The sequence below is a fragment of the Caldisericia bacterium genome (assembly GCA_021158845.1).
Lineage (GTDB): Bacteria > Caldisericota > Caldisericia > B22-G15 > B22-G15 > B22-G15.
The window spans coordinates 1-11,895 of record JAGGSY010000005.1; the positions used below are offsets into that span (position 1 = coordinate 1).

16 protein-coding genes and 4 tRNA genes are annotated in these 11,895 nt (G+C 37.3%); 12 read left to right on the forward strand and 8 right to left on the reverse strand.

Annotation, left to right across the window (positions count from 1 at the left end; all coding sequences use genetic code 11):
• Positions 1-32: 32 nt before the first annotated feature.
• The 8 genes from minE to J7J33_00125 all read right to left on the reverse strand — a co-directional run bounded on the left by minE (position 33) and on the right by J7J33_00125 (position 4,220).
• On the reverse strand, positions 33-275 hold the full coding sequence (gene minE / locus J7J33_00090) for a cell division topological specificity factor MinE (protein MCD6167702.1): 243 nt from the start codon (positions 273-275) through the stop codon (positions 33-35).
• Positions 276-277: 2 nt separating this feature from the next.
• Positions 278-1,078 carry a septum site-determining protein MinD gene (gene minD / locus J7J33_00095; protein ID MCD6167703.1) on the reverse strand — a complete coding sequence of 267 codons (801 nt, stop codon included), beginning with the start codon at positions 1,076-1,078 and terminating at the stop codon, positions 278-280.
• A gap of 25 nt (positions 1,079-1,103) precedes the next feature.
• Positions 1,104-1,487, reverse strand: coding sequence for a 30S ribosomal protein S9 (gene rpsI, locus J7J33_00100; GenBank protein ID MCD6167704.1), 384 nt, complete (start codon positions 1,485-1,487; stop codon positions 1,104-1,106).
• Entirely contained in the window at positions 1,484-1,918 is a 435-nt protein-coding gene (gene rplM / locus J7J33_00105) for a 50S ribosomal protein L13 (GenBank protein MCD6167705.1), read from the reverse strand. Before rplM ends, rpsI begins: the two co-directional genes overlap by 4 nt.
• A gap of 84 nt (positions 1,919-2,002) precedes the next feature.
• A complete protein-coding gene (locus J7J33_00110) occupies positions 2,003-2,506 on the reverse strand; it encodes an MGMT family protein (GenBank protein MCD6167706.1) in 504 nt (167 codons plus the stop codon).
• Entirely contained in the window at positions 2,490-3,044 is a 555-nt protein-coding gene (locus tag J7J33_00115; protein MCD6167707.1) for an HDIG domain-containing protein, read from the reverse strand. The genes J7J33_00110 and J7J33_00115 overlap by 17 nt, the downstream gene beginning before the upstream one ends.
• Positions 3,037-3,480 (reverse strand): RidA family protein, encoded by a 444-nt coding sequence (locus J7J33_00120; GenBank protein ID MCD6167708.1) that lies wholly within the window; start codon positions 3,478-3,480, stop codon positions 3,037-3,039. The genes J7J33_00115 and J7J33_00120 overlap by 8 nt, the downstream gene beginning before the upstream one ends.
• A complete protein-coding gene (locus J7J33_00125) occupies positions 3,477-4,220 on the reverse strand; it encodes a Sir2 family NAD-dependent protein deacetylase (protein MCD6167709.1) in 744 nt (247 codons plus the stop codon). Before J7J33_00125 ends, J7J33_00120 begins: the two co-directional genes overlap by 4 nt.
• 139 nt (positions 4,221-4,359) lie before the next feature.
• Between J7J33_00125 and J7J33_00130 the strand changes: the two genes are divergently transcribed.
• The 12 genes from J7J33_00130 to J7J33_00185 all read left to right on the forward strand — a co-directional run.
• Positions 4,360-4,434: transfer RNA gene (locus tag J7J33_00130), tRNA-Val, on the forward strand.
• Positions 4,435-4,449: 15 nt separating this feature from the next.
• Positions 4,450-4,526 (forward strand) — tRNA-Asp (locus J7J33_00135).
• Between the two features lies 1 nt (position 4,527).
• Positions 4,528-4,602 (forward strand) — tRNA-Gly (locus J7J33_00140).
• Positions 4,603-4,623: 21 nt separating this feature from the next.
• Positions 4,624-4,698: transfer RNA gene (locus J7J33_00145), tRNA-Thr, on the forward strand.
• Between the two features lie 17 nt (positions 4,699-4,715).
• Complete coding sequence (locus J7J33_00150; protein MCD6167710.1) at positions 4,716-6,725, forward strand: sodium-translocating pyrophosphatase; 2,010 nt, start codon at positions 4,716-4,718, stop codon at positions 6,723-6,725.
• A 27-nt stretch (positions 6,726-6,752) separates the two neighbouring features.
• The gene (gene rho / locus J7J33_00155; protein MCD6167711.1) at positions 6,753-8,093 is read left to right on the forward strand and encodes a transcription termination factor Rho; all 1,341 of its coding nucleotides are present in this window, start codon (positions 6,753-6,755) and stop codon (positions 8,091-8,093) included.
• A complete protein-coding gene (locus J7J33_00160) occupies positions 8,093-8,686 on the forward strand; it encodes a thymidine kinase (protein MCD6167712.1) in 594 nt (197 codons plus the stop codon). Before rho ends, J7J33_00160 begins: the two co-directional genes overlap by 1 nt.
• Before the next feature lie 34 nt (positions 8,687-8,720).
• Positions 8,721-9,167: a hypothetical protein gene (locus J7J33_00165; protein ID MCD6167713.1), complete on the forward strand. Its 447-nt coding sequence runs from the start codon at positions 8,721-8,723 to the stop codon at positions 9,165-9,167.
• Positions 9,163-10,224: a peptide chain release factor 1 gene (prfA, locus tag J7J33_00170; protein MCD6167714.1), complete on the forward strand. Its 1,062-nt coding sequence runs from the start codon at positions 9,163-9,165 to the stop codon at positions 10,222-10,224. The genes J7J33_00165 and prfA overlap by 5 nt, the downstream gene beginning before the upstream one ends.
• Positions 10,157-11,035: a peptide chain release factor N(5)-glutamine methyltransferase gene (locus J7J33_00175; protein ID MCD6167715.1), complete on the forward strand. Its 879-nt coding sequence runs from the start codon at positions 10,157-10,159 to the stop codon at positions 11,033-11,035. Before prfA ends, J7J33_00175 begins: the two co-directional genes overlap by 68 nt.
• Before the next feature lie 30 nt (positions 11,036-11,065).
• Positions 11,066-11,698 (forward strand): uracil phosphoribosyltransferase, encoded by a 633-nt coding sequence (gene upp, locus J7J33_00180; GenBank protein MCD6167716.1) that lies wholly within the window; start codon positions 11,066-11,068, stop codon positions 11,696-11,698.
• Positions 11,699-11,895 (forward strand): hypothetical protein (locus J7J33_00185; GenBank protein ID MCD6167717.1); only part of this gene is annotated, 197 nt, incomplete at its 3' end.

Sequence of the window (11,895 nt, forward strand, 5' to 3'; positions counted from 1 at the left end):
TTTTTTACTCCTAATCATTTGACAGAGATTTCTTAATTTTGTTTCATTGGAAATTCTGCTATAAGTATCGTCCTTTTGCCTTCTCTTCTTATCTTTATGCTTATGTCTTCCTCATTCAATTTCACATACTTAAGCACCAGGGAATAGAAATCTTTTTTTAATTCCTCAATTTTTTTTGGAGAAAGTGCAAGTCTATCAGAATAAAGCACAAAGGCTATTCTTTCCTTGGCAACTCTTCCACTCTTTTTTCTCTTACCTATACCTAAAAAAGACACCCCTATCTCTCCTTTTTAAATAGGTGGGACAACTTATTAAGGAAACCTTCCTTTGGTTTCTCCTCAATTATTGGAACATCTTCTCCAAGCATTCTCCTTACTATATTCATCATTTCTCTTCCGCCAGGGGATTTATCATTGAGTATTGCTGGTTCTCCCATGTTGGTCGATATTGTCACATACTCATCCTCAGGAACAAGCCCTATCACTTCCACAGAGAGAATATCAGATATATCCTTCCAATCAAGCATTTCTCCCTTCTTTACCATATCAAATTTAACTCTATTTATTATGAGTTTAGGGTTAAAAATTTCCATGGATTCGAGAAGACCTATCACCCTATCTGCATCTCTTATAGCTGTAATTTCAGGTGTTGTAACCACTATAGCTTCATCACTGGATAAAGTAGAAAGTCTAAAACCGTGTTCTATACCAGCAGGAGAATCAAGAATAACAAAATCAAATTCTTTTTTCAGTTTGAGAACTATATCCCTTAAATCCTCAATTTTTATCTCTTCCTTCATCCTCGTTTGCGCTGCAGGAAGAAGATAGAGTCTATTTTTGAATCTTTTATCCTTAACAAGAGCTTGTGAGAGTTTACATGAACCATCAAGCACATCCATTATTGTGTAAACAATTCTATTCTCCAATCCAAGAACAAGATCAAGATTCCTTAAGCCTATATCAACATCAATAAGAACAACCCTTTTTCCTTTAAGTGCAAGACCTGTTCCAATGTTTCCTACAATAGTAGTTTTACCAACCCCTCCCTTACCAGAGGTTACAACAATACTTTTTCCCAAAAAATTTCCCTCCTTTAATTAAAACTTATCTCTTTCTATACTGTCTTGCTTTTCTTGCTCTATGAAGACCTGGTTTCTTTCTTTCCTTTATTCTGGCGTCAAAGGAAAGTAGTCCTTTAGATTTTAATGTTTGTCTTAAAGAAGGCTCTAAATCAGAAAGAGCACGGGATATGGCATGCCTTATTGCCTGAGCCTGGGAACTTTTTCCTCCTCCCTCTACCTTTACCACAACATCATATCTTCCTTCTCTGCCTGTTTCTTTGAATGGCTGTAGAACTACAAGTCTATGGAATAAAATTGGAAAATACTCTTCAAAGGACTTCCCATTAACTGTAATTGTTCCATTACCCGGACTCAACTTTACTCTTGCAATAGATGTTTTTCTCTTTCCAGCAATTAGTGGACTCATTTCTCCTCCTTATATGGTATAGGATTCTGTGCATTATGAGGATGCTCATTGCCAGCATAAACTTTGAGTCTCTTAAGCATCCTGTATCTTAGTTTATTCTTTGGAAGCATCCCTTTAACAGCACTCCTTATAGGAAAGTCTGGGTGTTTTTTAATCATATCTCTAAACCTTGTTTCCTTCAGGCCACCTGGATAACCCGATGCGTGGTAATAAATTTTTTCAATCTCCTTTTCACCAGACACCTTTATCTTATCTGCATTAATTACTACAACATAATCACCCGAATCAGCGTATGGAGTATAATCTGGTTTGTGTTTACCCATAAGCAATTTCGCAATAACAACTGCAATTCTGCCAAGCGTCTTATCCTTGGCATCAATTAACCACCAATTTCTAACCACATCTTTTGGTTTTATAAGAGTTGTTTTCATAATTCCTCCTAATTCCTATTATCTGATATACTACTTTCAAGTTTTGTTCCTTCAAATTATACCATAGACACAAAACATTTCAAATTATACCACATATTCATTTAAAACCTTCCATTTGTTTTCAAATCCTACGCCTTCAAAAATTAACAATTTCCTCTTCAGCTTCTTTCCGCCTCCATACTCTCCTATTTCTCTATTACTTTTTATAACCCTATGGCAGGGAATTAGTATTGGAAAGGGATTAAATTTCATAACATTTCCAACTGCTCTTGCTCCTTCTCTCACGCCAACCTTTTCTGAAAGTTTTTTATATGTGCTTACCTTTCCTCTTGGTATATCCTTAGTTTTAATAAGGACTTTCCTCTGAAAATCCGTTAAATAAGAGAGATTCAAAATTTTTAAATCCAATTCCTTTCTTCCATAAAAAACATCAATAACAATTTCTTTAACAAAAGAATTACTTGTTTCTTCCTCCACTTCTTTGTTAAGAATTTTTACTCTTTCAATTAACTCCTTTTTTCTACTGTAAATCACCAGTATGGTGAGAAATTCAAGGTTTATAAATATCTCCTCAAAGCCCAAGTTCATCAGAAACTTCTTTCATTGAGTTTAGAGCAATTTCAATAAATTCAGAGAGAGGAATACCAAGTTCTGTCTCACATGTCTTTATTTGCTCCCTATTTGCACCTTTTGCAAACTCCTTTGCCTTAAATTTCTTTTTAACTGATTTTACCTTCACACTCGCAAGTTTTTTATCAGGCATTACCAATGCAGTAGCTGTGATAAGACCAGAGATAGGATCAGCAGCAAACAATGCTTTAGCCATGAGGGAGTTTCTTGGTATTCCGTGCCTTTCATTATGTGCCTCAACGGCGTTTACAAATTCTTCATCAAAACCCATCTCTCTTAGCATTTTGCCTCCAATTAAGGAGTGTTTATCTGGATCATTCATGGTTTCTCCATAATCTATATCATGAAGGAGACCGCATAACTCCCATCTTTCCTCGTCTTCACCAAAATATTTTGCCAGTCCTTTCATTATAGCACCCACCGCTATGGAGTGTTTTACAAGATTCTCATTGTTAAGTTTCTCCTTGATAAGTTTAATAGCTTCATCTCTATTCATTCTCAACCTCCACAATCATACTTATCTCCACACATGAGTTCAATGGGAGTTCACTCACTCCCACAGCAATTCTCGCATGCTTTCCCCTTTCTCCAAACAGTCTCACCAATAAATCGCTTGCACCATTTATAACCTTTGGCTGATCGCTAAATCCTTTCTCTGAATTTACAAAGCCTTCCAATTTCACAACTCTTTTTACCTTATCAAGTGAACCTATTTCTTTCTTCAGGTTGGAGAGAAGAATCAATGCACATTTTTCTGCCTCTTTATATGCCTCATCTATATCAAGATCTTTTCCTACCTTTCCCTTCTTACCTGATATAACACCTGAAAGAAAAACGAGCTTACCTGATTTTACAACAGGAAGATATGAGCCAACAGGTTTAGATGGTTCGGGAAGTGTAATACCCATATCTTTTAATTTCTCCTCAATCATTTAATCACCTCCAATTCTTTACTTACTTCTTTAAAGAATTCATCAATATCTCTTCTTACTACTAAATAAGGAGTTATAAATTTTAAATTTATATCTCCACTGCCAACAACAATTATCTTTCCCCTTGTAAACTGAGGAAGCAAAGATGCGGGATAGACTTTTAAAGATGTTCCTATTACGAAGAAGAGATCTGCTCTCTTTGATAACTCAACTGCCTTGTCAAAATCCCTTACCCCCTCCTTAAAGAATACTATATCAGGTTTTATAACACCTCCACACTTCTCGCACTTTGGAATCCTCTCTTTAAATATCTTCTCCTTCATATCCTCATAAGAATACTTTTTTCCACATTGAGTGCAATGAGAAGTTAAAAAGGTTCCATGCAGATTAATAATATTTTTTGAACCACTTTTTTCATGAAGTAAATCTATATTCTGGGTGATGATAGCTTTAAGTTTGCCTTGAGATTCAAGTCTGGCAAGGAAGGTGTGCGTGAATGTGGGCTTCACCTTTTCTAAAAGAGAAACAAATTCCCTTGCAAAATTATAAAAGGGTAGTGGATCCATAAGGAAATAATCTATATCAAAAACTTTATCCGGATCATAGATGCCAAGAGTATAGACTCCCTTTGGACCTCTAAAATCTGGGATCCCTGCATTTGTTGATATACCTGCACCAGTTAAAGCAACGATAAATTTAGAATCTTTAATAAGCCTTGCTGTCTCCTTAACTTCATCCATCCTAAATAGATTTTAACACAACAAAGAATCAATGAATAATAACTAAACAAAGTTCGAAATGTTAATTCAATTTTCCAATATGTTATGGACTTATACAATTACTTGACAAAAGAGAAAATTTTATTAGAATAATATAGCAGGGCGAATGGCTCAGTGGTAGAGCACTTGCTTCACAAGCAAGGGGTCACAGGTTCGAATCCTGTTTCGCCCACCACTGAGCGATACTTGCGGGGTCGTGGTGTAGTGGTCTAACACGCCAGCCTGTCACGCTGGAGATCGCGGGTTCGAATCCCGTCGATCCCGCCATGCGGGAGTAGCTCAGGGGTAGAGCACCACCTTGCCAAGGTGGCTGCCGCGGGTTCGAATCCCGTCTCCCGCTCCAAAAAGTCTCTTCCCAACTTTTGCCAGCGTAGCTCAGAGGTAGAGCAACTGATTCGTAATCAGTTGGTCGCCCGTTCGAGTCGGGCCGCTGGCTCCAGAACTAAGGAGGATAATATGAACACACTTATTTACCCACTTGTTGCTGGAATTACTGGTGTTGTTTTTTCTGTTATTCTCATATGGGATGTATTGAGGAATCCAGAAGGAACAGAGGAAATGAGAAAGATCTCCATAGCCATCAGAAAAGGTGCATCTGCTTTTCTTGTAAGAGAATGGAAGGTAATGAGTATAATAGTTCTTATCTTCGCTGTAATTGTAGGTATTCTTATTCATCCGTGGGTCGCAGTTTCCTATATATTTGGAACATTCCTTTCTGCCTTCTCTGGTTTTGTGGGAATGACAGTTGCAACTCGGGCAAATGTAAGAACAACAAATGCAGCAAGACATTCAGCTGGAAAAGCTATTGATGTTGCCTTCTCTGGTGGTGCAGTCATGGGTATAACTGTATCATCCTTGGGAATTTTAGGGTTAGTGATAGTCTACTTTATTGGTGCCAATTTTATAAGATCAACCAGTGTGCTTTCATTAATCACCGGATACTCTATGGGTGCGAGTTTCGTTGCACTGTTTGCAAGAGTGGGTGGTGGAATATTCACTAAAGCTGCAGATGTTGGAGCAGATCTTGTAGGAAAAGTTGAAGCAGGGATACCTGAAGATGACCCAAGGAATCCAGCCACAATTGCAGACAACGTAGGTGATAATGTTGGTGATGTGGCTGGAATGGGAGCAGATTTGTATGAATCGTATGTAGGCGCAACAGTATCATCAATAGTTATTGCCCACGCATTATCAAAAACAGCTCCATTTGGAGAAAAGGGAATATTTTATCCATTAATTCTTGTATCAATAGGACTTATCGCCTCAATTCTTGGGGTTCTCTATGTGAAATTTTCATCAAAACTTGGAACAAATATAACTCCTCAGTATGCATTAAGAGGGGGAACATTTTTCACTGCGATACTCTTTACAATTATAGGGTATATTGTTACTAAAGTGTACCTTGGAATTCTTGAACCTTTCTATGCCACTTTTCTTGGACTTATAAGTGGTGTAGTGATAGGCTTAATTACTGAATACTATACAGGTGGAAATCCAATAAAAAGAATTGCAAAGGCTTCTACTACAGGAGCAGCCACAAATATATTGGCTGGAATGTCAGTTGGAATGGAAAGTACAATATTTCCAATTTTAATACTTGCCCTCTCCATATGGGGAGCATACAGATTTGCAGGTATATATGGAATAGCTCTTGCAGGTTTAGGTATGCTCTCAACTTTGGGAATGTCTCTATCAGTTGATGCGTATGGTCCAATTGCAGACAATGCAGGTGGAATTGCGGAGATGAGCCATCAAGATCCAAAGGTAAGGGAAATTACAGACTCTCTTGATGCCTTTGGAAACACAACAGCGGCTATGGGAAAGGGATTTGCCATTGGATCTGCTGTACTCACAGCACTGGCTCTGTTTGTTGCATATGCTCAAACTGCGAAACTTTCCATAATAAGTATTTTAAAGCCAAATGTTGTTGCAGCTATGTTTATAGGAGGCATGCTTCCCTATCTCTTCTCAAGTTATGCTCTCTCAGCTGTGGAAAAGGCAGCACATAAAATGGTAGAGGAGGTTAGAAGACAATTCAGAGAAATTCCAGGAATAATGGAGGGGAAAGCTGAACCAGAGTACGAGAAATGTGTTGATATTTCCACACAGGGAGCATTAAAGGAAATGATTATACCCTCTCTCATAACCATAGCTTCTCCCTTTGTTATGGTATTTCTCTTTGGTAAAGATGGTTTAGGTGGGTTTCTTGCAGGAGCACTCGTCAGTGGAGCACTCCTTGCGATATTTATGGCAAACGCAGGTGGTGCGTGGGATAACGCAAAGAAACTTATAGAGAGAGGACTTTTTGGTGGAAAGGGCTCTCCTGCACATAAAGCAGCAGTGACAGGAGATACTGTAGGTGACCCATTTAAAGACACTGCTGGACCTTCCATAAATATACTCTTAAAGTTAATGAGTATCATATCATTAGTGTTTTTACCATTTTTCCTAAGATTTTTACATTAATTTGAAATTAACTGGAGGTATAAAAGAATGAAAGAAGAAGAACTTAAGAAGAAAACCATGAAGGAACTCTACAAGATCTCTCAGGATTTAAAGGTTAAGAATTACTCCCATTATAGAAAAAACGAATTGATAAAAAAGATTATAGAGAGAATGGAGGAGTTAGAGAGCAAAGGTGAGACAAAGGTAAAGGATACAGTTAAGGTGGAGGTCAAACCTGAAAGGAAAACTGATTATTTCCCATATATTCCAAAAGAGGAACAGTACATAGCAAAGGGAATACTTGAGATTCTCCCTGAGGGTTATGGATTCTTACGAACAAAGTATACACCTTCTTCCTCAGATATATATGTTGCTCCATCACAGATAAAGAGGTTTAATCTAAGGGTTGGTGATGAAATTGAAGGTTGGGTAAGGAAACCACCAGAAAGAGATAAATACCCAGCACTCCTAAAGATTATTTCTATAAACGGTCTCCTCCCAGAACAGGCAAGGAGAAGACCTGTATTTGAGAATTTAACACCAATATTTCCTAACGAGAGGATAAGGCTTGAAACACCCAATGGAGATTTAGCCATAAGACTTATTGAATTAATAGCACCACTTGGAAAGGGCCAAAGAGGATTGATTGTTTCTCCACCAAAAGCTGGAAAGACAACCCTCATGAAGAAAATAGCTCACTCCGTTGAGACAAATCACCCTGAGATAAAACTAATGGTGCTTCTTGTAGATGAAAGACCTGAGGAGGTAACAGACATGGAGAGATCTGTTAAAGGAGAGGTGATAGCATCAACATTTGATCTTCCACCAGAAAACCATGTGAGAGTTACAGAACTTGTACTTGAAAGAGCAAAAAGACTTGTTGAAATGGGTCATGATGTTATGATACTCCTTGACGGAATAACAAGACTAACGAGAGCATACAATCTAATAACCCAACCATCTGGAAGGACCCTATCTGGAGGACTTGATCCTGCTGCAATACGAGGACCGAAAAAGTTTCTTGGCGCTGCAAGAAACATAGAGGAAGGTGGGAGTCTCACAGTACTTGCAACTGCCCTTATAGAAACTGGAAGCAAGATGGATGAGGTAATCTATGAGGAATTTAAAGGAACAGGAAACATGGAGCTTGTTCTTGATAGAAGAATTGCTGAAAGAAGGGTCTTCCCAGCAATAGATGTAAAGAGGTCTGGAACAAGAAGAGAGGAACTTCTCTATGACCCAGAAGAGTATAAAAGAATATGGGTCTTAAGAAAGGTGCTTGCCAATGCAGATACATTTGAGGCACTTCAAAAACTTGCAGATATGCTTATAAAGACTAAGAGCAACAAAGAATTTCTAAACACAATTGTGCCAGAGGAGGAATCTTAATGAAAAAGGGGTGGATTGAAGTAATTACTGGATGTATGTTCTCGGGTAAGAGCGAAGAACTTATAAGAAGGGTGAGAAGGGCAAAAATAGCAAGACAGAAAGTTCAGGTCTTTAAGTCTTCCCTTGACACAAGGTACGATGAAGCAAAGGTTGTTTCTCACTCAGGAGCAAAGGTTGAAGCAATAAGTGTTGATCACCCAGAGGAAATAATTGCAAAGATAGATGATGATACGCAGGTTGTAGCAATCGATGAAGCACAGTTCTTTTCTGAAAAAATTGTAGATGTAATTGAGTTCTTAGCCGATAGAGGGATTAGAGTCATAGTGGCAGGTCTTGATCTTGATTTCAGGGGAGAACCATTTGGACCAATGCCAGCACTTCTTGCCAGAGCTGAAAAGGTTGATAAATTGACAGCCATATGCATGGTGTGTGGTGAAGAAGCAACAAGAACTCAGAGAATAATAGACGGAAAACCAGCATCCTATTATGATCCTGTTGTTATGATAGGAGCACAGGAGAAGTATGAGGCAAGATGCAGGAGACACCACATAGTGCCTGATAAACCTAATATTATACAGAGAGAAAGGAAATGATGGGGTAGAAGAGAGAATTAGAGAATGGCAAAGATTGATAGAAGAAAAAAACCTCAATGTATTATCCTACAAAGAGTTTATAGAAAAGGGAGAAGTTGTAAAAAATCCTTTATTCTTACCCTCTCTGTTTGAAACTCAATCTGTGAACTGGGAGGAAATAAAGAAAAAAATACATGGAGAAATCTACACAGAGTGTGAAAATCTGTTTTATTATCTTGTAAAGAGCATGGAAGTAAAGGATGAGACTCTTTTAATCTATAATTTAGATGTAGAAAATGATTATGTTCTAATAGAAAAGATTAATTTAAACAGCAAGGAGAGATCTCATAAAAAGAAAAAACTATTCACACCCTATGGAGTAAAGGAATTTCTTAAATTTAGGGGTTTCTATGTAAAGGAGATATGGGGAGACATCCCCTTTGGAAAGGTCACCTTTAACACAAAAACACTACTGTTAAGGATGGTGAAACATGGGTATTGAAGAGAAATTGAAAGAAATTGAAAGAAGATATCAGGAAATAGAAAAGAAGTTGTATGATGAAAAGATTTACAAAAATCCTGAACTTCTAAACAGATATGTAAAGGAGAGGGGGGAACTTTCAGAAATAGTGGAAACCTATAGAAGACTTAAAGAGGTTAGAAAAAATATAGCTGAAACAGAGACACTTTTAAAGGATGAAGAGATGAAAGAACTTGCAGAGGAAGAAATTGAGAAACTCAAGGAGGAGGAAGAGAAACTTCACAATAAATTACTCCTACTTCTTATTCCGGAAGACCCAAGAGACAAAAGAAACGCAATAATGGAGATAAGAGCAGCAGCGGGAGGAGAAGAAGCAGCTCTATTTGCAGCAGATCTTTTTAGAATGTACGCCTATTATGCAGAAAAGAGGGGATGGAAAATAGAGATTATGGATTCCCATCCAACTGACCTTGGGGGATACAAAGAGATAATTTTCTCTGTGATAGGCAAAGGTGCCTATGGTGACCTGAAGTTTGAAAGTGGAGTTCATAGAGTTCAGAGAGTTCCTGTAACTGAAGCTTCTGGAAGAATTCATACATCTACAGTAACTGTGGCAGTTTTTTCTGAAGTAGAGGATATTGATGTAAAAATAGATCCAGAGGATCTGAGAATAGATGTATTTAGAGCAAGTGGACATGGCGGTCAATGCGTACAGAAAACTGAGTCAGCAGTTAGAATAACCCATATTCCAACAGGTATTGTTGTTACATGTCAGGATGAGAGATCTCAACTTAAAAACAAGGAGAGGGCTTTAAAGATTCTTAAAGCAAGACTATTTGATATGTATCAGAAAAAGAAGGAGGAAGAGGTAAGTAGAGAGAGAAAAAAGCAGGTTGGATGGGGGGAGAGAAGTGAAAAGATAAGAACATACAATTTTCCTCAAAACAGAGTTACAGACCACAGAATAGGACTCTCCCTATACAATCTCCCTGAAATACTGGAGGGAAATATTGAAGAACTTATCAATGCGCTTAAGGAGGAGGATAGAAAGAGAAAAATTGAGGAGCTCAACCTATAGAGTAATTGATCTTCTCAAACTTGGAAAAAAGATTCTTTCAGAAAAAAGAAACCCATATCTTGAATCTGAGATTATTATTTCGTCTCATCTGGGTTTGAGTAAAGAGGAATTCATATTGAAAATGAACGAGGAGATATCCCCAAAAGATACTAATGAGATAATATTGAAACTTGAAGAAAGAAGAAAAGGAAAACCTTTATCATATGTGACGGGAGAAAGGATATTCTTATTAAGAAAATTTATGGTGTTTGAAGGCGTTTTTATCCCAAGGTTTGAAACGGAGGAGATTGTGTATCATTTAGTAAAAAGGGAAGAGAAGTTTGAAAATTGCCTTGACATATGTGCCGGAACAGGGGTTATGGGGATAAGCTTAATGCTTGAAGGAAAGGTTAAGAATTGTACATTTGTAGATATAAATCCTATCGCAATAGAAAATATCAAGGCAAATCTTTATAGATTTGGAGTTTCTGGAAAAATTATTAGAAGCAATATGTTTGAAAAAGTTAGGGGTAAGTTTGACTTGATTATCTCCAATCCACCATACATTCCAGAAGGCATGCTTTATGAACTTGATGAGGATGTAAAAAAGGAACCATATGAAGCTCTGAATGGAGGAAAAGATGGTTTTAAATTTATAAGGATTCTCCTTTCGGAATCGGAAAAATATTTGAAAAAGGGTGGGAAACTTGTGTTTGAATATCCAGAATTTGGTCTGGAAAAAATAGAGAATATTAAAACTAAATTAAAATTTAAAGAAAAGATACCTACTCTCTCAGTGGATATAAAGGGGGCGGTATTTATTAAATTGTGATATAATTTTTAGAGGTTGAAAGGAGGTAAGATGAAGTGGAAAAATGTGCATCTACTTAACCATTCCTTGATAAAACATAAATTAACATATCTGAGGGATAAAAATACAAAGCCAAAGGAGTTTAGAGAACTTGTAAAGGAGACATCTGCTTTGATGGCTTATGAGATAACAAGAAATCTACCACTAAAGGAAACTGAGATAGAAACCCCTATTTCAACTACTACAGGTTTTATACTTTCCACAGAAATAACCCTTGTTTCAATATTGAGAGCAGGGTTAGTTATGAGTGATGGGATTCTTGAATTAATACCAAACGCAAGGGTTGGGCATATTGGGCTCTACAGAGACCCTGAAACACTTAAGCCTGTAACATACTATGTTAAACTTCCAGAAAGAATAAGCGAAACGAAGGTTTTTCTCCTTGACCCAATGCTTGCGACTGGTGGATCTATAGTAAAGGGAGTAGAGATATTAAAGGAGAAGGGAGTTAAAGATATTGATGTAATATGTCTTGTTTCAGCTCCAGAGGGACTTGATTATGTGGTAAAGTTTTATCCAGATATCCCAATCTACACCATAGCCATAGATGAGAAATTGAACGATCATGGATACATTGTTCCTGGTCTTGGCGATGCTGGAGATAGGTTATTTGGAACAAAGTAGATGAAGAATATACTTCCACACATCTACTATCTCTTTATAGGTTTTATATCATCATCTCTATTTACCCCATTATCCATATATATTGGAAATAGGTTTAAGATAGTTGACAAACCCCATGAAAAAAGAGGTGAAAGAGAGAAGATAACACCAAAAATAATTCCAAGAAGCGGGGGATTAACAATATACTTCTCATTTCT